The sequence below is a fragment of the Ciceribacter sp. T2.26MG-112.2 genome (assembly GCF_900492205.1).
GTDB classification, from domain to species: Bacteria; Pseudomonadota; Alphaproteobacteria; order Rhizobiales; family Rhizobiaceae; genus Allorhizobium; species Allorhizobium naphthalenivorans_A.
The window spans coordinates 205,622-224,663 of record NZ_UEYQ01000001.1 but is presented as its reverse complement, the minus strand read 5'-3'; the positions used below and the strand labels follow the sequence as shown (position 1 = coordinate 224,663).

Sequence of the window (19,042 nt, the reverse complement as noted above, 5' to 3'; positions counted from 1 at the left end):
TCGACGGAAACAGGTAGTCAGTGATGTTTGGCAGACGCGGAAGCGACGGATTTGGCAAGGGTGGTCTGGGGGCTGGAACGGCATCTCCGGCTGCGCCGCCGGCGGCCGCCCAGCCGCAACGCGTCCCGTCGTTCGATCCTGTCGGCGAAGAGCCGGTGGTGCGCCAGCAGGTCTCGCCGCCGCCGCTCCAGTCCCCCGCGGCGAGCCCGGCGCGCAAGCGTCCGCCCCGCACCCAGGACTACTACGACACCAAGAGCCAGGTCTTCTCGGCGCTGATCGACACGATCGACCTCTCGCAGCTCGCCAAGCTCGACGGCGAGAGCGCGCGCGAGGAAATCCGCGACATCGTCAACGACATCATCACCATCAAGAACTTCGCGATGTCGATCTCCGAGCAGGAGGAACTGCTCGAGGATATCTGCAACGACGTTCTGGGCTACGGCCCGCTCGAGCCGCTGCTGGCGCGCGACGACATCGCCGACATCATGGTCAACGGTGCCGGGCAGACCTTCATTGAAGTCGCAGGCAAGACGATCGAATCGGAAATCCGTTTTCGCGACAACGCTCAGTTGCTGTCGATCTGCCAGCGCATCGTCAGCCAGGTTGGCCGTCGCGTCGACGAGAGCTCGCCGATCTGCGACGCCCGTCTTCCCGACGGCAGCCGCGTCAACGTCATCGCCCCGCCGCTCGCCATCGACGGCCCGGCGCTCACCATCCGCAAGTTCAAGAAGGACAAGCTGACGCTCGACCAGCTGGTCAAGTTCGGCGCGATCACGCCGGAAGGCGCGCAGATCCTGCAGATCATCGGTCGCGTGCGCTGCAACGTGGTCATTTCCGGCGGTACCGGTTCGGGCAAGACGACGCTGCTGAACTGCCTCACCGGTTATATCGATACGACCGAACGCGTCATCACCTGCGAGGATACCGCCGAACTGCAGCTCCAGCAGCCGCATGTGGTGCGCCTCGAAACCCGCCCGCCGAATATCGAAGGCGAAGGCGAGATCACCATGCGCGACCTCGTCAAGAACTGCCTGCGTATGCGCCCCGAACGCATCATCGTCGGTGAAGTGCGCGGACCGGAGGTCTTCGACCTGCTGCAGGCGATGAACACCGGTCACGACGGCTCGATGGGCACGATCCACGCCAACACGCCGCGCGAATGCCTGAGCCGCATGGAATCGATGATCGCCATGGGCGGGTTCTCGCTGCCGGCCAAGACCGTGCGGGAAATCATCTCCGGCTCGATCGATGTCATCATCCAGGCCGCCCGCCTGCGCGACGGCTCGCGCCGCATCACCCACATCACCGAGGTGATCGGCATGGAAGGCGATGTGATCGTCACCCAGGACCTGATGCGCTACGAGATGGAGGGTGAGGACCTCTCCGGCAAGATCATCGGCCGCCATGTCTCGACCGGCATCGGCAAGCCGCATTTCTGGGATCGTGCGCGCTACTACAACGAGGAACGGCGCCTTGCCGCGGCCCTCGACGCCATGGAACAGAAGAGCAAGGAGATCTAGGCGCGATGTTCGGTTTCGATCCCATGGTGCTCGCCATCGTCGCTCTCGCGGCCATCGCGACGGCTGGCCTTACCTATGGGATCCTCTATTCGCGGATCGAGGTCGAGAAGAAGACGGAAAGCCGGATCAACAGGGTCAAGGCCGCCGAAACCGATACCCTCAAGGTCAAGGCGGCCCGCGACCGGGTGCAGGAAATCTCCAAGCGGCGCAAATCGGTCCAGGATTCGCTGAAGGATCTGGAGCGCAAGCAGGAAGAGAAGTCGAAGAAGATCGCCAGCACCAGCGTCAAGCAAAGGCTGGTGCGGGCGGGGCTGTCGTTTACGCCGGGCCATTTCTACATCGCCAGCGTCGTGCTCGGCATCGTCGTTCTCGTGGTCGCCTTCCTCGCCGGGTTTCCCCTGCTCGTCACGCTCGGCATGGGCTTCGTCGCCGGTCTGGGTTTGCCTCGCTGGATCCTCGGTTTCCTGATCGGGCGTCGGCAGAAGAAGTTCCTCAACGAGTTTCCCAATGCGCTCGATGTGATGGTTCGTTCGATCCGCTCCGGACTGCCGCTCAACGACGCGCTGCGGCTGATCGCGTCCGACGGCCAGGAGCCGGTGAAAGCCGAATTCCGCCGCGTGGTGGAATCCCAACAGGTCGGCTTAAGCGTTCCCGAGGCCTGCCAGCGCATGATGCTGACCATGCCGCTGACGGAGGTCAATTTCTTCGCCATCGTCATCGCCATTCAGGCCCAGGCCGGCGGCAACCTGTCGGAATCCCTGTCCAATCTGTCGCGCGTCCTGCGTGATCGCCGCAAGATGCGGGCCAAGGTCCAGGCACTCTCCATGGAAGCCAAGGCGTCGGCCGCCATCATCGGCGCCCTGCCGTTCATCGTCACGCTGCTCGTCTACCTGACGTCGCCGCAATATATCATGATCTTGTTCACCGACCCGCGCGGACATCTCATCATCGGCATCTCGGCCGTCTGGATGTCGATCGGCATCTTTGTCATGCGCAACATGATCCAGTTCGACATCTAGGGAGGGCCGGCCATGGAGCAACTCGCCGCAAGTTTGACCGACCCCGCCATGATTGTCGCAGCCCTCGTCGCGATCGCGGTTTTCGCGACGTTTTACACCTTTGCCATCCCCTATCTGGAGCGCGGCGACCTCAACAAGCGGATGAAGGCCGTCTCGACCGAGCGCGATCTGATCCGGGCCCGCGAGCGCGCCCGCATGAATGCCGAGGGCAGCCATGGCAAGGCGAGCCTGCGCGCCGGCAACAACCAGTCTGTCCGCCAGATCGTCGAGAAGTTCAACCTGCGCCAGGCGCTGGTCGACGATGCGACGATGGACAAGCTCAAGGCGGCCGGTTTCCGCTCGCAGAATGCGCTCAACATCTTCCTGGTGGCGCGCTTCCTCCTGCCCTTCCTGACGCTGACGCTGACCGCGGTGTGGATCTTCGGCCTCGGCAACCTGGCGGAAAAGGCCTTGCCGGTGCGGCTGCTGGTGACGATCGTCGGCGGCTATGTCGGCTTCTACCTGCCCAACATCTACGTCAAGAACCGGATGAACAAGCGGCAGCATTCCATTCGCCGCGCCTGGCCGGATGCGCTCGACCTCATGCTGATCTGCGTCGAATCGGGCATATCGATCGAGGCCGCCATGCGCCGCGTTGCGGAAGAGATCGCCAGCCAGTCGAGCGAACTGGCGGAGGAGATGGTGCTGACCACCGCCGAACTCTCCTTTCTGCAGGATCGCCGCACCGCGCTGGAGAATCTCGGTACTCGTACCCAGCTCGAAGGGGTGAAGAGCGTCACACAGGCGCTCATCCAGGCCGAGCGCTACGGCACGCCAATCGCCCAGGCGCTGCGCGTGCTGGCCCAGGAAGGCCGCGACGAACGCATGAACGAGGCCGAGAAGAAGGCCGCCGCCCTGCCGCCGAAGCTGACCGTGCCGATGATCCTGTTCTTCCTGCCCGTCCTCGTCGCGGTCATTCTCGGCCCGGCCGGCATCCAGGTGGCGGACCGCTTCTAGTCATTCCATATTCCTCGCCCGATTGTCGCCGGCGACCTCGTCGGTTAACACTCGGCAATCGCGCCTGGCCGTCGTCTATTGGCGGTGCGGCTCGTCTTGCGCTGGCCACGCGTGGCCCTTGGGAACGGAGATCCGCATGTCTTCCATCGCAATCCTGCTCAGCATCGTCGGCACCGTGCTGATCGGGGCCATGAGCCCGGGGCCTAGTTTCGTGCTCGTCTCCCACACCGCGATCATCCGCTCGCGCAGGGCCGGCCTTGCCGCTGCGTTGGGCATGGGAATCGGCGGTGCGATCTTCGCCCTTCTGGCGCTTGCCGGCCTTCATGCGCTGCTGGTGCGCGTCGAATGGGCTTATCTGCTGTTCAAGCTGCTCGGCGGAGCCTATCTCGCCTATCTCGGCGTTCGCATCTGGCGCGGTGCGAGCCTGCCCCTGCCGCCGGAGCGGGCAGGGGGCGTCGACCACGCTGGCGCCGCTTGGAAAAGTCTCGCCGTCGGCATCGCCACCCAGCTCAGCAATCCGAAGACCGCGCTGGTCTACGGCAGCATTTTTGCCGCTTTCCTCCCGGCCGCGCCGGAGCGCTGGCTGTTCACGGCGCTGCCGCTCGGCGTCTTCGTCGTCGAGGCGGGATGGTATGCGGTGGTGGCGCTGGTCTTTTCAGCCGAGCGGCCGCGGGCGGCCTATGGGCGGGCGAAGCACGTCGTCGATCGCATTGCCGGTGCGGTACTCGTCGGGCTCGGCGTGCGACTGATCCTCGATGCAGTCAGAATGCGCGCCGTCTGACGGCAACCGTCCGACGACGTCCCTGATGGATCTAACCAGCTCAGTTGGTGCTTTTGTCGTTCTTGCCGTCCTTGGCCGCCAACTGCTTCCAGGAATTCTGCTGGCTCATCATCGAGCGCAGATAGGCGACGTTGGCGTCCGCCTGCTGCGGGTCGAGTTCCTGGCGGGCGATTTGCTCGGCCTCGGGGAAGCGTCCCTGCAGACCAACCACCAGCGCCAGGTTCTGCCGCACCCGGCTGTCGGCGCCGGGCTGCTGCGAGGCCGATCTGAGATAGGTCTCGGCGGTCTTGAGATCGCCGCCCAGCACGTAGGACATGCCGAGATTGGACAGGATGGTCGGATCGTTGGGCTTGAGGTCCAGCGCCATGCGATAGCGCCCCCTGGCCTCGTCGGACCGTCCGAGCTGGTCGAGCACGGCGCCTTCCGCCGAATAGAGGCGCCAGTCCGGGCGGTCCGGCGTCTGCGCCCGGCCTATGGTCCCGAGCGCCTGTTCCAACTGGCCGGCCGCAGCTTGCGCCTTGCCGAAGGCGGCAAGCACCTCGCGGTCGGCGGGATGGGCGATCGCCACCTGCTGCATCACGGCGAGCGCCTGGGTGTTGCGTCCGGTCATCATCAGGATGTTGGCATAGGCGAGGCCGGTGTTCCTATCTTTCGGATTGCGCTCGTAGCCGGCGCCCACGGTCGCTGCGGCGCGCGCCAGTTCCGGGGCGTTCATCGTCTCGACCGGCTTGGACAGTTTCGGGATGGACCCGGTCGTCAGAGGCTTCTTCGTCGTCGAACAGCCGCCAAGGGCCGCAGCCGCGATCAGCACGCAGACGCTGCCGAGAATACCGATGCGGTGCCGTGGTGAAGTCTGCCGAAGAGCCATGTCGCTTATCCTGGATCGGTTTGCCGGCGCCGCATGTCCATCCGCGCGGACGAAGGCGGCGCAACCTCCACTCAAGCAATAATCTGTTAACCCTAACGGAGTGTTAATAGCCCCGATCCGCATTGATTCTCCCAAGAAGGCAGGCCATGGCCCCGTACCAGTATATCGAAAGACCGACCCCCTTCAGCACCAAGGGCGGCCATACGCTTCCCGTCTTCGCTGTCACTCCCGCCCATATCGAGACCGGGACGATCGATCCGATCGCGCTCGACTGGGCGCGCAAGGCCGGTTTCAAGGCCGATGCGGGCTCCCTGCTGTTGATCCCGACCGCAGACGGCCATCTCGGTGGAGCTCTCTTCGGCCTCGGCAGCAATCCGTCGGACAATCCTTTTCTCTCCGGCAAGCTCGCCCGCAGCCTTCCCGCCGGCGAATGGCATATTGAGACCGCGCCGCTGACCGCTAATCGTCTGCTCCTCGGCTATGGCCTTGGCGCCTATCGTTTCGGCCGCTACCGTTCGGAAAAGCCGGTCGAGCCGACGCTGATGATTCCGCAGGACGCCGATGCCGCCGACATCAAGCGCCAACTCGCCGGCGTCTATCTCGCCCGTGACCTGATCAACACGCCGACCAATGACATGGGCCCGGCCGATCTGGAAAAGGCCTTCCGGGCGCTGGCCGATCACTACAAGGCCGAGGTCTCGGTCGTGGTCGGCGATGGCCTTCTGGAGCGCAATTTCCCGCTCGTCCATACCGTCGGCAGGGCGAGCGCCCAGGCGCCGCGCCTGCTCGAGATGCGCTGGGGCAAGAAGGGTCATCCCAAGGTGACGCTGGTCGGCAAGGGCGTGTGCTTCGACACCGGCGGCCTCGATATCAAGGGCTCGGCCAACATGCTGCTGATGAAGAAGGACATGGGCGGCGCGGCCAATGTCATGGGTCTCGCCCTGATGATCATGGACGCCAAGCTGAAGATCGACCTGCGCGTCATCGTGCCGGCGGTGGAAAATTCCATAGCCGGCAATGCGTTTCGTCCCGGCGACATCTATCGCAGCCGCAAGGGCCTCACCGTCCAGATCGACAATACCGATGCCGAGGGGCGCCTGATCCTCGCCGACGCGCTGGCCTATGCCGACGAGGACAAGCCGGACCTGCTGATCGACATGGCGACGCTGACCGGTGCCGCCCGTGTGGCGCTCGGCCCCGACCTGCCGCCCTTCTACACCGACGACGAGGATCTTGCCGAGCACCTGATCGATGCCAGCCTCGAGACCGACGACCCGCTGTGGCGCATGCCGCTCTACAAGGGCTACGAGAAAAACATCCGGGCGCAGATCGCCGATCTCACAAACGCGCCCGCCGGCGGCATGGCCGGCTCGATCACGGCCGCCCTGTTCCTCAAGCGCTTCGTCGACAAGCAGACCAAGTGGGTGCATTTCGACATCTTCGGCTGGGCGCCTTCCGAGCGCCCGCATTCGCCGGTCGGCGGCGAGGCCCAGGGCATTCGCGCGCTCTACCGCTATCTGCGCACCAATCTGCGCTGAGGCCGGGTTTGAGCGGCGCGCCGGCCTCAAGTGTCGGCGCGCTTGCAATGCCGCGCCGATTGCCGGAAAAGAAGAGGCGACAACGACGTTCCGGATCGGTTGATGAGTGTTGAACTGACCGCCAGCCAGGCCTTGGGCCTGTGGCACCAGGTAAGCCTGCAACAGGTGCAGGAGGACAAGCGCGACCTGACGCTCAGGCAGATGGCAATCCTCTTGCAGATCTATCTGGTGCCACCGCCGCACACCGTGCGCGGCCTAGCCGCGACGCTCGGCGTCACCAAGCCGGTGATCACCCGCGCGCTCGACACCATGGGCGAGATGGGGCTCGTCGACCGGGTGCGCGACGAACGCGACCGGCGCAGCGTCATCGTCAAGCGCACCGTCGGCGGCGCGCTTTTCCTCGAGAAACTGGGCGATCTGATCATCGATCGGGGCCGTAGACTGGGATACTAGAGCAGGTCCGCATTTCTTCTTGAAATGCACCCTTGCCCTGGCTTTTTGCTTCTATCCGTTCCGGCGCCAGGATCGCTGCGCGCTTTGACGAAACAGCTTTTGAGAGAGTGACATGGCACTGGACCGCAGACTGCATGCGTATCGCGACGACCTGGCCGACACGGCGCTGCGAGGGCAGGTGACCGCCGCGCGTTTCGCCTCCGGCGAGCCCGCCCGCCTCGCCGTTCCGGTCGCCGGCCTTCGGCCGAGGCCGGATGCCGCAAGCGGCATCGACACCGAGCTGCTGTTCGGCGAAGACGTCGCCGTCTTCGATCGCGCCGACGGCTGGGCCTGGGTCCAGGCGAAGACCGACGGCTATGTCGGCTACCTGCCGGAGGGTGCGCTGTCCGACGCAGCCGAGCAGCCGACCCATCATGTAATCGTGCCGCGCACCTTCGTCTATCCCGGACCGGACCTGCGCTTTCCCATCTCGACAGCACTCTCTATGGGCAGCCGCATCGCGGTCGTCGGCGAAGCCGAGACGCGTGGCACCCGCTATTTCCTGCTGGCCGACGGCCGCGCCGTGGTCGCCGGCCACTGCCTGCCGCTGGGCACTTACGTCACCGACGACTATGTGGCAATCGCCGCGCGCTTCCTCGAGACGCCCTATCTCTGGGGCGGCCGCTCCGGTTTCGGCATCGACTGTTCGGGCCTGGTTCAGCTGGCGCTGCAGATCACGGGGCGGACCGCGCCGCGCGATTCCGACATGCAGGCTTCGGGCCTTGGCGCGGTCATCGCCCGCGAGGATCTGCGGCGTGGCGATCTGGTCTTCTGGAAGGGCCATGCCGGCATCATGACCGACGAGAAGACGCTGCTGCATGCCAATGGTCATACCATGACCGTGGCCCTCGAGGATTTCGAGGCGGCGGTGAAGCGCATCGGCTGGCTTTACGAAATGCCGACCGGCTATCGCCGGCCGATCGCCTGAGCAAGGCCTGGGCAGGCAGGCCCGCGCCACAGGCCCGCCAACAGGGAGGTCGCCGCAGCGAAGGCGGTTTCCCCTGGGGCAGAAGGGGTGCCGGGCGACGGCTCTGGGGCGGCAGGGCTTGCCACGGCTCTGAGGGCGATAAGCTTGAGGCGACGGGCATTGGGCAACCGGTCTTGGGCGAGGCGACCGTGATCCCTATATGGCGACGGGAATGCAGCGGATGAGGCAGGGTGCTATGACCATATTCTCGATGATGCGGCGGGCAAGCCAGGCGATCCGCCGGCTCAAGACACAGGCACCGACAGAGCCCCGGTCGCAGCCGATGCGCCGGGCCTTGCCGGCCCTGTCCATCCTCTGCCTCGCCGCCGTCCCGGTCGCGATCCCAGTCGCAGTCCCTGTCGCCAGGGCCGCCGGCCCTTCGCAACCGCCCGCCGCCGCGCCGCAGGCGTTTCACGACTTGCCCGGCGTGAAGCCGCAGTCCGGCGATCTGTTCGGCAAGGGCTATCGATGCGAGACGGAACTCCGACAGGTGCGGCAGCGCCACGGCGTACGCTTCTTCGGCGACGGCGTGCCGGTTCGCGTCTATCGCTGCACCCGCGACGGCGTGGTCTACGAGAGCACCGAGCCGCCCAATCCCTCCGGCGGCTGGTATCCCGGCGTCAATCCCCGCATCATCGACCGCTGACCGGACCGTCTCGAGCCCCCGGTCCACCGTTGAATTCTCGGCAACAAAAAAGCCCGGCGAACCGGGCTTTTTTGTTTTGTTTTCGGACCGTTAGACACGGTCTGAAACGGGAATTTGGTGCCCAGAAGAGGACTCGAACCTCCACACCCTTTCGAGTACCAGCACCTGAAGCTGGCGCGTCTACCAATTCCGCCATCTGGGCGACGAGGAGCCATGTAAGGGGAGGGACTCCGGCTGTCAACTGGCTTTTTGAAGTTTTCGTGTCAATTGCCCAAGCATCGCCCGGAAAGCCTTGGGATGCGGATTTTCACGGCGGAAATTTTTTTGGCATTCGGGCATGCGAAGCGGTCGCGGACGCTTTACGCGGGGTCTTGGAAAAGCCATCATCGCTCGGGAAAGCTTGTATGTTTCGCCTTGTCCGCAGGCCGGCTCGCCAGCCGTTTCAGCGGGGGAGGCGGGATCGCCGGACATCGGGCGAAGACGGAGGATGGTCCACCGCCAAGGCCGAATGCCCCGTTTACTGGAGGAGCGCCATGAACAAACTGGCCCATATGCTGCTCGGTTCGCTGCTCGGCCTGGCCGGCCTTTTCGCCGTCCCGGCCCAGGCGGCATCCGGCCTTTCGCCGTCCGCCCGGCCGGCTTCGGGGGCTTCGGATGTGGTCGAGGTCGAGGTCGTCTGCGACCGCTACGGCTGCTACGACACCCGCCGCCGCCGGCCGCCGCCGGCCTGGGATGACGGTTATCGCCGTCCGCCACCGCCGCCACCGCCGATCTATCGTCGTCCGCCGCCCCCGCCATACGGCTGGGATGACGGCTATCGTCGCCCGCCACCGCCACCGCCGCCGATCTACCGCCGGCCGCCTCCGCCGCCCCCGCCGGTCTATGGCGGGCGCAACTGGAGCCGGCATGTCGAATGGTGCCTCAATCGCTACCGTTCGTACAATCCGCAGACCAACCGCTTCCTGTCGACCAGCGGTTACTTCAAGGTCTGCCGCTCTCCCTATTATTGAGCGTAACCGACTGTCGATCTGCAGGCACCGGGCGGGGAGCGATCTCCGCCCGTCTCCGTCTCAGTCCCCGGCCTGCCCTTCGCCCTTCGGCCGATCGACATGTCCAAGGTCGCGCTCCGGCTCGATCACATCGCGCACCCTCTGCTTGAGGTCCTTCGGCCCCGGAAAGCCGCCGTCGCGCTTGCGCTCCCAGATCAGCGCCCCGTCGATGCGGATCTCGAAGCTGCCGCCGGTGCCGGGAATGAGCGCCACTTCGCCAAGCGCGTCGCCGAAGGTCTGCAGCAGTTCCTGCGCCATCCAGCCGGCGCGCAGCAGCCAGTTGCACTGGGTGCAGTAGAGAATGGTGATCCGTGGTTTCCGGTCCATGGGACAGCCTTGCGTCTTCACGATAAAGTCAACTCGTTTAATCATGTTTTGATTGCGCCGCACTTGTCGGAACGCGCAGTTGCGGCCATGAGTGCGGGGAAATCGAGACAAGGAGCTATAGCATGTCCCACCCCGTCGACCGCAACCGCCTGATCGTGCCGCAGGTCGCCCCGCTCTATGCCGGCGGCCACGAGACCGTCGAGACGTTTCTGAGGGTGGTGGCCGGCCTGCTGCTCGTCACCCACGGCTATGGCAAGATCGTCAACCCGTTCGCCGCCGCCGGCATGGTCGAGAGCCTCGGTTTCTATCCCGGCGTCTTCTGGTCGCCGCTTCTGGCCGCCACCGAATTCTTCGGCGGCATCCTGGTGGCGATCGGGCTCTTCACCCGCCCGGCCGCCTTCGCCGCGGCGATCGTCCTCCTGGTCACCGTCTATTTCCACGGCATCGTCAAGGCCGAGGGTCTCGGCGGAGCGGAAAAATCGATCCTGTGGACGGCCATCTTCCTGTTCTTCGCCACCCGCGGCGGCAACCGCCATTCGCTCGACGCCCGGCTGAAGAAGACGTTCTGAGAGGTGTTACCCGCCAGGGCGGCGCTTCCGCCCGGCGGACGCGGTTTCGCGCTCACGCGGGCGGTTTTTCGCCCCCGTGTTGCGGCACATCTGCGTCATCTCGGCCCTTGGCCGCATCAGTTCGGACGGGGCGCTGCAAGCTGCCTCGTAAGTTAAATTAAATATGGCACCCTGCGGCGCCCCGTTCGGTGATTTTTGGCTTCGGAGGTCGTCTCCTCTGCACGGGGCAGCGCCATCCTCGAGGGATGCCGGACCCCGCTTGTGTGCCGCACAGGCACGCCGCTCTTTCAGCGAGGGGAGCCACTTACCAAAACCCCGAGGACCTGAAGCCAGCGATCGCTCCCGCCCACGGCACCGGTCCCGCCTCGCCGGGCTCGCATCACCCGATGTATCCGATGGCGGAACGGACCCAGTGTGGCGCTGCTCGCGAAGACGGGGGCGAAAAACCGACACGCGCCCTGAATTCGTTGAGGAAACGCGTTTGGGCTTCCCCGCATTTTGGGCCTTTTGGCGGGAATGCGGCGCCGCTCGGCTCAGGCGCGCGCCGGTTTGCCCCCCCTATTCACCGCCCGGCGCGCTGCCTAGACTGGGGCCGCCAGCCGCCACGCCGAGAAAGGACATCGCATGAACCGCGCCCACGACCCAAGCCAGCTCGACATGGTCGTGCTGATGACGCCGGACATGGCGAATTTTTCCGGCAAGGTGCATGGCGGCGCCCTGTTGAACCTGCTCGACCGGGTCGCCTATTCCTGCGCCTCGCGCTTTTCCCAGCACTATGCCGTGACGCTGTCGGTCGACCAGGTGGTGTTTCGCCAGCCGATCCATGTCGGCGAACTCGTCACCTTCCTTGCCTCGGTCAACTATGCCGGCCGCACCTCGATGGAAATCGGCATCCGCGTCGAGGCCGAGGACATCCGCAGCGGCGAGCGCCGCCACACCAATTCCTGCTATTTCACCATGGTCGCCGTCGACGAGACCGGCAAGCCGACCACCGTGCCGGAACTGGTGATCGACACGGAGATGAAGGCCAGGCGCAAGCGCGCGGCGGAAGAACGCCGGGCGCTCAGGCGCGAATTCGAGGCGCGCTTCGAGAAGGCCAAGGCGGGGGTGGAGTGAGGGGTCAGAAGCCCTGGAACAGGAAGTCTGTCGCGGCGGTGATCTCGTCGGATCGGTGCGAGAGGTCTGTAACCATCGGGCCGATCTCGGAGGTCGGGACGGAGGCCATGCGATGAGTCGCCATCACATAGGGCTGGCCGTCAATCACAAAGCGGGGCGTAAGGCGCGTCATCGTCCAAGGCATGTCGGACACGGGGATCAAGGGTGCCATGATTCGCGACGGAAGTTGATCCAAAAGGTCGGACTGAAGGTCGACGGCGAGCATGCTTCCGGTCCTCAGACGAAAGATGCGGAACCGGCTCATCAGAACTGCCGATACTTGGCGAAGGGCAATCCGTGCTTCTCGACATATTCGCGCTCCGCCCGGATCGCCTCGGCGTTCTCGATCCGCCAGAGCCGTTCCTTCTCCGCCTTGACGGCGCCGGCTAGCCCTTTCTCCGCGGCACCAGACACGTCGAGGCCAAGCGCGCGGGCTTCCGTGACCAGCGTGTCGTCAAGCGGGACATCGGTTGCCTTGCGGATGTTCGAACTCATCGCACTCTCCATCGGAACGGCGGAACTATAGCGCAGTCGCGGGGGCGACGCAAAAGGCCGGTGCTGCGCCGGCCTTGCCATTTCTATGATGTTGAGGCCGCGTGATGATCTCAATGGACGGGCAGCTAGGCCCCCTCATCCGGCGCTGCGCGCCACCTTCTCCCCGAGGGGAGAAGGGGAGGATCACTCGTCGCTCATCTTCAACGCGGCAATGAACGCTTCCTGCGGAATATCCACCTTGCCGAACTGGCGCATGCGCTTCTTGCCGGCTTTCTGCTTGTCGAGCAGCTTGCGCTTGCGGCTGGCGTCGCCGCCGTAGCACTTGGCGGTGACGTCCTTGCGCATGGCGGAGATCGTCTCGCGGGCAATGACGTTGCCGCCGATCGCCGCCTGGATCGGGATCTTGAACATGTGGCGCGGGATCAGGTCTTTCAGCTTTTCGCACATGTCGCGGCCGCGCTTTTCGGCGGCCGAGCGGTGGACCAGCATGGACAGCGCATCGACCGGCTCGCCATTGACCATGATCGACATCTTGACGAGATTGCCCTCCTGATAACCGTTCAGGTGGTAGTCGAAAGAGGCATAGCCCTTGGAGATCGACTTCAGGCGGTCGTAGAAATCGAACACCACTTCGTTGAGCGGCAGCTCATAGGTGAGCATGGCGCGCTTGCCGACATAGGTGAGTTCGGTCTGGATGCCGCGACGGTCCTGGCAGAGTTTGAGGATGCCGCCGAGATAGTCGTCGGGGGTGAGGATCGTCGCCTTGATCCACGGCTCGCGGATTTCGGCGATCTTGACCACATCCGGCATGTCGGCCGGATTGTGCAGTTCGCGCTCGGTGCCGTCGGTCATGGTCAGCTGGTAGACGACGGACGGGGCCGTGGCGATCAGGTCGAGGTTGAACTCGCGCTCGAGGCGCTCCTGGATGATTTCCAGATGAAGCAGGCCGAGGAAGCCGCAACGGAAGCCGAAGCCGAGGGCTGCCGAACTCTCCATCTCGTAGGAGAAGGAGGCGTCGTTGAGACGCAGCTTGCCCATGGCGGCGCGCAGGTCCTCGAAATCGGCCGCATCGACAGGGAACAGGCCGCAGAACACCACCGGCTGCGCCGGCTTGAAGCCCGGCAGGGCCTTGGCGGTCGGGCGCTTGTCCTCGGTGATGGTATCGCCGACGCGGGTGTCGGCCACTTCCTTGATCGAGCCGGTGAAAAAGCCGATCTCGCCGGGCCCGAGTGAGTCGACGGCGACCATCTTCGGCGTCAGCACGCCGACGCGTTCGACCTGATACTTGGCGTCCGTGCCCATCATGCGGATGGTCTGGCCCTTGGTCAGCACGCCGTCGATGACGCGCACCAGGACCATGACGCCGAGATAGGTGTCGTACCAGCTGTCGACCAGCAGCGCCTTCAGCGGGCCTTTTTCGCCGAGCTCGCTCTTCGGCGGCGGCAGCTGGTGGACGATGGCTTCCAGCACGTCGGGAATGCCCAGGCCCGTCTTGGCGGAAATCAGCACGGCTTCCGAGGCGTCGATGCCGATCACTTCCTCGATCTGCTCCTTGATGCGGTCCGGTTCGGCTGCCGGGAGGTCGATCTTGTTGAGGACGGTGACGATCTCGTGATTGTTGTCGATCGCCTGATAGACGTTGGCGAGCGTCTGGGCTTCGACCCCCTGGGAGGCGTCGACGACCAGCAGCGAACCTTCGCAGGCCGATAGCGAGCGCGACACTTCATAGGCGAAGTCGACATGGCCGGGCGTGTCGATCAGGTTCAGCACATAGGTCTCGCCATTATTGGCCTTGTAGTGCAGGCGCACCGTCTGGGCCTTGATGGTGATGCCGCGTTCGCGCTCGATGTCCATCGAGTCGAGTACCTGTTCCGACATCTCGCGCTCGGCAAGGCCGCCGGTCGTCTGGATCAGACGGTCGGCCAGCGTCGACTTGCCGTGGTCGATATGGGCCACGATCGAGAAGTTGCGGATATGGTCGAGGGGCGTGCGGGTTTCTGTGCTCATGGCTTGCGCATATAGCAGCGGCGCTTGAGCCCGCAAAGCGGAAAAGCAGGGTTTTGTTCACCCTGACTTCGGGTTTTGTCGGCTTGTCGCGCCGTCCGCTGGGTCTGTCAGCGGGCTCGGTCGCTGCGGCCGTCGTCCGGCTCGGTGATGACGGTGGCGTTCGGCACCTGGGCGCTCAGCATTTCAAAGGCCTCGCGCTCATCCGGCGGAACGGCTTCGCGGCCCTTGAGCCGCATCAGAATGAAGGCGCCATAGGCTGCCGCGACCGCCATGGCGGCATAGATGAAGGTCTTGGGTCCAAAGACCGGCGTCACCAGCGTGACGAACAGCGGCACCAGCGTCGCCGAGGCCGACCAGGCGACCAGCATGGTCGAGGCCAGCGGCACGAAATCCTCGGGCTTGGTGCGGTCGTTGGCATGGGCATTGGCGATCGCATAGACGGTCTCGACCGCGCCGGCCCAGATGGCGAAGACGATCATCAGCAGCAGCAGCTGGGCAAAGGAGACAAACAGCGCGACGACGGCCATGACGGCGATCAGCCCGCAGGTAAACAGAAGGACCAGGCGGCGATCCATGCGATCCGACAGCGCGCCGAGCGGATACTGGATGAACAGCATGCCGAGCTGCATGACGAACATCAGAAGGGCGACCTCGGCCTGCGACACCTGGTGGCCGGCGGCGTAGATCGGCGTGAAACCCTGCACCATCATCGACAGACCGCCGGCGGCGAGAACGCCGATGAAGCCGACGGGGGAATTGCGCCAGGCCATCTTGATGTCGACGCTGACAGTGGCCGGCGCCGGCGGGGTCGGCAGGCGCGTCAGGCTGATCGGCAGGATGGCGAGCGCGGTGAAGAATATGGTGACGAGCGGCGCCAGATTGCCTTCGGCCGGCAGCCGGCCGAAGGCGAAGGCGCCGACGCCGAGCCCCACGACATAGGCCATGTAGAAGAAGGACATGGCCTTGCCGCGCCATTCGTTCGAGGCGGCATGGTTGAGCCAGCTCTGGGCGATGATGAAATTGGTATTGCCGGCCATTCCGTAGAGCAGGCGACCGATGATCCACAGGATCGGGTTGACGCCGATCGCGATCAACAGCGCCCCGAGGATGACGAGCGCCATGGAGGCGGCGAACAGCCGCGCATGGCCGACCCGGCGGATCAGGGGCCCGGCGACGACGCAGCCGACGAGCCCGCCGAAGGCGACCGCGGTGATCGCCGCGCCCGCGGCCCAGGACGGGCTGTCGCTGCGGGTCAGGACGAAGGGCACATAGGCCGACATCACCCCGTTGCCGAGCGCCACTGCCGTCATCGAGGCGACGATGCTGGCGACGGAGAGGGGCGAATTCGCCCGGGCTTGCTGGGGGATCATCGAAAAACCCTGGAGAATGGCGGCACCGGATGACATCCGGCAAGGCGGTGGAACGCGGAAACGGCCGCCCGGGAGGCGGCCGTCCCAGTCTTTCTAGCCGAAGGGAAAGGGGCGCGATAGCGTCGCCGCGACGCCGGCTGTAGTTTGCCGGACGGCCGCGGTCAGGGTGCCGCGGGATTGCGAGGCTTCGGCTGAAGAAGCCCCGGGCCTGAGGGCGCAAAGGACGGCGCGGGCCTTGACTCCAGCATATGACTACGTAATTCTATGATAATGGAAAATGTTGACGCCGATCTGGCGCGCCATATCGGCGCCCGCCTCAATGCGCTTCGTGCCGAGCGCAGCCTGACCCTTGACCAGCTGGCGGAATTGTCCGGCGTCAGCCGGGCGATGATTTCGCGGGTCGAGCGCGGCGAGGCGAGCCCGACGGCGGCGCTTCTGGCGCGGCTCTGCTCGGCGCTCGGCGTGTCGCTTTCGGTCTTCTTCGCCACCAGCGGGGCAGAGGTTTCACCGCTCGCCCGGCGGGCCGACCAGCCGGTCTGGCGCGATCCGGAAAGCGGCTACCTGCGTCGGGTCGTTTCGCCGGGCGGAACGGGCAGCCGCGTCGATGTTGTCGAGGTCGAGTTTCCCGCCGGCGCCGAGGTGCGCTTTCCCGGCCAGCAGGCGAGCCGCAGCCAGTCGCAGCATGTCTGGCTGTTCGAGGGCGAGATGGAGCTTTCCGTCGGCGAGGCGGTGCACCGGCTTGCTGCCGGCGACTGCCTCTTCATGAATGTCGGCGACGTTCACGGGTTCAGGAACCCGACGGACAAGCCCGCCCGCTATGCCGTGATCATCGATCTCGGCCACCGCTGAACAACTGCCTCTGGAGCGCCTTATGACCGCCATCCGCCTGCTGAACGAAGAACAAGCCTTGGCCGCCCTTCCCGACCTCTGCGAGGTGCTTGCCGATTGCGTCGAGGGCGGCGCCTCGCTCGGCTTCATGTCGCCCTATCGGCCCAAGGACGCGCTTCCCTTCTGGCAGGGGGTGGCGGCTGCCGTCGGGCGGGGAGAGGTTCTGCTGGTCGTGGCAGAGGACGATGACGGACGGGTGGTCGGCACGGTCCAGGTCGGGTTCGCCAGCAAGCCCAACCAGCCGCATCGCGGCGATCTGATGAAGCTTTTGGTGCATCGCCGGGCCCGTGGGCTCGGGCTGTCGCGGCTTCTGATGGAGGCGGCGGAATCGGCGGCGGCCAGGGCCGGTCGCACGCTGCTGGTGCTCGACACCGCGACGGGGGAGCCGGCGGAGAAGATCTACGAGCGGCTCGGCTGGAGCCGGACCGGGGTGATCCCGAACTATGCGCTGTTCCCGGATGGGCGCTACTGCGACACGACGATCTTTTACAAGCAGATCAACGGTTAGATCGGGGGGGCAGATCGGCGGGACGGCAGGCAACTAAGCCCAAAAAACGTCCGCGCCTCGGGCCCTCACCCCCTCCCTTGATTGCCGCCCGTCGTGCTAGCAATGGGAAGGCCTGACGTTTCGGGCCGTCAAGCATCGGGGGTAAATCATGTCATCGCTTTCTTACGGGATGCGCCGCGCCGCAGCCCTCTTCCTTCTCGCCGGTACTGTCGCGGCATCGGTCCTGCCGGCCGCTGCCGCCGACGTCACTTTCATGATGCGCAACAGCCATCCGAATGCCGTCGAGGTCGAACTCTACAGCCAGGACCGAAATCACGTCTGGCCGGGCGGCAACGAAGTCTATTATCTCGATGACGGCGAGACGAAGGAGATCCCGCTGTCCTGCAACGAAGGCGAGCAGATCTGCTACGGCGCCTGGGTTTCCGGCGATCAGGGTACTTACTGGGGCACTGGGCCGGAAAATGCCGAGAACTGCTCCGACTGCTGCTACACCTGCACCGGCGGCGAGACCGAGGAAATCAACCTCGTCCCGTAAGCCTGTTCCGGTCGGATGAAATTTGGTCATCCGACCGGAAATGACCTTGTGTCCGTCTTGCCGAGCCGGCGCGGATGACGTTACGTTCCTCTCAAGATTACAAGGGGAACGTCAACGATCATGCGGGTCATCTATTCCGAAAAGCACAAGCTGCGCGACGCCAAGACCGAGCTGCATGGCGGCATCCTGGTGAAGCCCTTCGAGGGGCCGTTCCGCGCCGAATGGATTCTCGCGGCGGTCAGGCAAGCGGGCTTTGCCGACGTCGTTGCGCCCGAGGAACACGGGCTCGAGACCGCGCTCAAGGTGCACGGCGCCGACTATCTCGAATTCCTGCGCACCTGCTGGGACCGCTGGAGCGCTCAAGGGTTCCCCGGCGAGGCGATCCCGACGGCCTTTGCCTATCGCCGCAGCCGCAATCGCGTGCCCGACAACATCGACGGCGCCGTCGGCTACTATGCCAATTCGGTCGAGACGGCGATCTCCAAGGGCACCTACGAGGCGGCGATCGCGTCGATGGACGTGGCGCTTTCGGGCGCCGACTGGCTGAATGCCGGCAACCGCTTCGCCTTTTCGCTCTGCCGTCCGCCCGGCCATCACGCCGGCATCGACCTCTACGGCGGTTATTGCTTCATCAACAATGCCGTGGTGGCCGCCCAGCGCCTGCTCGATCACGGAGCGAAGAAGGTCGCGATCCTCGATGTCGACTTCCACCATGGCAACGGCACGCAGGACATCACCTACAATCGCGGCGACATCTTCTTCGCCTCGCTGCACGGCGATCCGGTCGATGCCTTCCCCTATTTCCTCGGCTATGCCGACGAAACCGGCGAGGGCGACGGCGAAGGGCTGAACGCCAATTATCCGATGCCGGCGGGCACGCCCTGGGAGGTCTGGGCGGCGGCGCTCGCCGATGCGCTGAAGCGCATCGAGGCCTATGGCGCCGAGGCGATCGTCGTCTCGCTCGGCGTCGATACCTTCGAGCAGGACCCGATCAGCTTCTTCAAGCTGAAGAGCCCCGATTATATCCGCATGGGCGAGATGATCGCCGCGACCGGCCTGCCGATCCTGACCGTCATGGAGGGCGGCTATGGCGTGCCCGAGATCGGCTTGAACGTCGCCAATGTGCTGAAAGGTCTGGAGGCCTGAGGGGTACGGCCATAGGCAGACGATTGGCGCAGATGGCTGGCTTGCCGGCCGCTCTCTGTGCCCGCAGTTGACTTCAATCAATAATCGCCGGCCGCAAAGGCGCATACTCGCCTTGGACCAACAAGGGGAATTGCCGCAATAGGCCGTCTTTCCGATCCCTCATCGG

The 19,042-nt window shown here is 65.0% G+C and carries 21 protein-coding genes and 1 tRNA gene; 15 read left to right on the top strand and 7 right to left on the bottom strand.

Annotation, left to right across the window (positions count from 1 at the left end; genetic code table 11):
* The first annotated feature begins 23 nt into the window (after positions 1–23).
* The 4 genes from DYZ14_RS01125 to DYZ14_RS01110 all read left to right on the top strand — a co-directional run bounded on the left by DYZ14_RS01125 (position 24) and on the right by DYZ14_RS01110 (position 4,316).
* Positions 24–1,520, top strand: coding sequence for a CpaF family protein (locus tag DYZ14_RS01125; protein ID WP_154718962.1), 1,497 nt, complete (start codon positions 24–26; stop codon positions 1,518–1,520).
* A gap of 5 nt (positions 1,521–1,525) precedes the next feature.
* Entirely contained in the window at positions 1,526–2,539 is a 1,014-nt protein-coding gene (locus DYZ14_RS01120) for a type II secretion system F family protein (RefSeq protein ID WP_154718961.1), read from the top strand.
* A gap of 12 nt (positions 2,540–2,551) precedes the next feature.
* Positions 2,552–3,535: a type II secretion system F family protein gene (locus DYZ14_RS01115; protein WP_154718960.1), complete on the top strand. Its 984-nt coding sequence runs from the start codon at positions 2,552–2,554 to the stop codon at positions 3,533–3,535.
* A gap of 136 nt (positions 3,536–3,671) precedes the next feature.
* Entirely contained in the window at positions 3,672–4,316 is a 645-nt protein-coding gene (locus DYZ14_RS01110; RefSeq protein ID WP_154718959.1) for a LysE family translocator, read from the top strand.
* 40 nt (positions 4,317–4,356) lie between these two features.
* On the opposite strand, the gene DYZ14_RS01105 is transcribed toward DYZ14_RS01110, so the two are convergent.
* Entirely contained in the window at positions 4,357–5,184 is an 828-nt protein-coding gene (locus tag DYZ14_RS01105; RefSeq protein WP_154718958.1) for a tetratricopeptide repeat protein, read from the bottom strand.
* Between the two features lie 146 nt (positions 5,185–5,330).
* On the opposite strand from DYZ14_RS01105, the gene DYZ14_RS01100 reads away from it, so the two are divergent.
* The 4 genes from DYZ14_RS01100 to DYZ14_RS01085 all read left to right on the top strand — a co-directional run bounded on the left by DYZ14_RS01100 (position 5,331) and on the right by DYZ14_RS01085 (position 8,827).
* Positions 5,331–6,722 (top strand): leucyl aminopeptidase family protein, encoded by a 1,392-nt coding sequence (locus DYZ14_RS01100; RefSeq protein WP_154718957.1) that lies wholly within the window; start codon positions 5,331–5,333, stop codon positions 6,720–6,722.
* A gap of 102 nt (positions 6,723–6,824) precedes the next feature.
* A complete protein-coding gene (locus DYZ14_RS01095) occupies positions 6,825–7,175 on the top strand; it encodes a MarR family winged helix-turn-helix transcriptional regulator (protein ID WP_154718956.1) in 351 nt (116 codons plus the stop codon).
* A 112-nt stretch (positions 7,176–7,287) separates the two neighbouring features.
* On the top strand, positions 7,288–8,142 hold the full coding sequence (locus tag DYZ14_RS01090; RefSeq protein WP_154718955.1) for a C40 family peptidase: 855 nt from the start codon (positions 7,288–7,290) through the stop codon (positions 8,140–8,142).
* Between the two features lie 235 nt (positions 8,143–8,377).
* Entirely contained in the window at positions 8,378–8,827 is a 450-nt protein-coding gene (locus tag DYZ14_RS01085; RefSeq protein WP_154718954.1) for a hypothetical protein, read from the top strand.
* A gap of 115 nt (positions 8,828–8,942) precedes the next feature.
* Here the strand turns inward: DYZ14_RS01085 and DYZ14_RS01080 are convergent.
* Positions 8,943–9,029: transfer RNA gene (locus DYZ14_RS01080), tRNA-Leu, on the bottom strand.
* Between the two features lie 331 nt (positions 9,030–9,360).
* Here DYZ14_RS01080 and DYZ14_RS01075 point away from each other — a divergent pair.
* Positions 9,361–9,837, top strand: a complete 477-nt coding sequence (locus DYZ14_RS01075; protein ID WP_154718953.1) for a BA14K family protein — start codon at positions 9,361–9,363, stop codon at positions 9,835–9,837.
* A gap of 60 nt (positions 9,838–9,897) precedes the next feature.
* Here the strand turns inward: DYZ14_RS01075 and DYZ14_RS01070 are convergent, their stop codons facing one another.
* Positions 9,898–10,203 carry a SelT/SelW/SelH family protein gene (locus tag DYZ14_RS01070; RefSeq protein WP_154718952.1) on the bottom strand — a complete coding sequence of 102 codons (306 nt, stop codon included), beginning with the start codon at positions 10,201–10,203 and terminating at the stop codon, positions 9,898–9,900.
* Between the two features lie 122 nt (positions 10,204–10,325).
* Between DYZ14_RS01070 and DYZ14_RS01065 the strand changes: the two genes are divergently transcribed.
* A complete protein-coding gene (locus DYZ14_RS01065) occupies positions 10,326–10,772 on the top strand; it encodes a DoxX family protein (RefSeq protein WP_154718951.1) in 447 nt (148 codons plus the stop codon).
* A gap of 624 nt (positions 10,773–11,396) precedes the next feature.
* Positions 11,397–11,888: an acyl-CoA thioesterase gene (locus DYZ14_RS01060; protein WP_154718950.1), complete on the top strand. Its 492-nt coding sequence runs from the start codon at positions 11,397–11,399 to the stop codon at positions 11,886–11,888.
* A gap of 4 nt (positions 11,889–11,892) precedes the next feature.
* Here the strand turns inward: DYZ14_RS01060 and DYZ14_RS01055 are convergent, their stop codons facing one another.
* The 4 genes from DYZ14_RS01055 to DYZ14_RS01040 all read right to left on the bottom strand — a co-directional run bounded on the left by DYZ14_RS01055 (position 11,893) and on the right by DYZ14_RS01040 (position 15,799).
* Positions 11,893–12,192: a CcdB family protein gene (locus DYZ14_RS01055; RefSeq protein WP_154718949.1), complete on the bottom strand. Its 300-nt coding sequence runs from the start codon at positions 12,190–12,192 to the stop codon at positions 11,893–11,895.
* Entirely contained in the window at positions 12,192–12,422 is a 231-nt protein-coding gene (locus tag DYZ14_RS01050) for a type II toxin-antitoxin system CcdA family antitoxin (RefSeq protein WP_154718948.1), read from the bottom strand. The genes DYZ14_RS01055 and DYZ14_RS01050 overlap by 1 nt, the downstream gene beginning before the upstream one ends.
* 183 nt (positions 12,423–12,605) lie before the next feature.
* Complete coding sequence (gene lepA / locus DYZ14_RS01045) at positions 12,606–14,429, bottom strand: translation elongation factor 4 (RefSeq protein ID WP_154718947.1); 1,824 nt, start codon at positions 14,427–14,429, stop codon at positions 12,606–12,608.
* 107 nt (positions 14,430–14,536) lie between these two features.
* Positions 14,537–15,799, bottom strand: coding sequence for an MFS transporter (locus tag DYZ14_RS01040; RefSeq protein WP_154718946.1), 1,263 nt, complete (start codon positions 15,797–15,799; stop codon positions 14,537–14,539).
* Positions 15,800–16,069: 270 nt separating this feature from the next.
* On the opposite strand from DYZ14_RS01040, the gene DYZ14_RS01035 reads away from it, so the two are divergent.
* From DYZ14_RS01035 to DYZ14_RS01020, 4 genes are all read left to right on the top strand, one after another.
* On the top strand, positions 16,070–16,648 hold the full coding sequence (locus tag DYZ14_RS01035; RefSeq protein WP_154718945.1) for a helix-turn-helix domain-containing protein: 579 nt from the start codon (positions 16,070–16,072) through the stop codon (positions 16,646–16,648).
* Positions 16,649–16,670: 22 nt separating this feature from the next.
* On the top strand, positions 16,671–17,195 hold the full coding sequence (locus tag DYZ14_RS01030) for a GNAT family N-acetyltransferase (RefSeq protein WP_154718944.1): 525 nt from the start codon (positions 16,671–16,673) through the stop codon (positions 17,193–17,195).
* A 148-nt stretch (positions 17,196–17,343) separates the two neighbouring features.
* Complete coding sequence (locus DYZ14_RS01025) at positions 17,344–17,730, top strand: hypothetical protein (RefSeq protein WP_445292184.1); 387 nt, start codon at positions 17,344–17,346, stop codon at positions 17,728–17,730.
* Positions 17,731–17,850: 120 nt separating this feature from the next.
* Positions 17,851–18,876: a histone deacetylase family protein gene (locus DYZ14_RS01020; protein ID WP_154718943.1), complete on the top strand. Its 1,026-nt coding sequence runs from the start codon at positions 17,851–17,853 to the stop codon at positions 18,874–18,876.
* Positions 18,877–19,042: the final 166 nt, after the last annotated feature.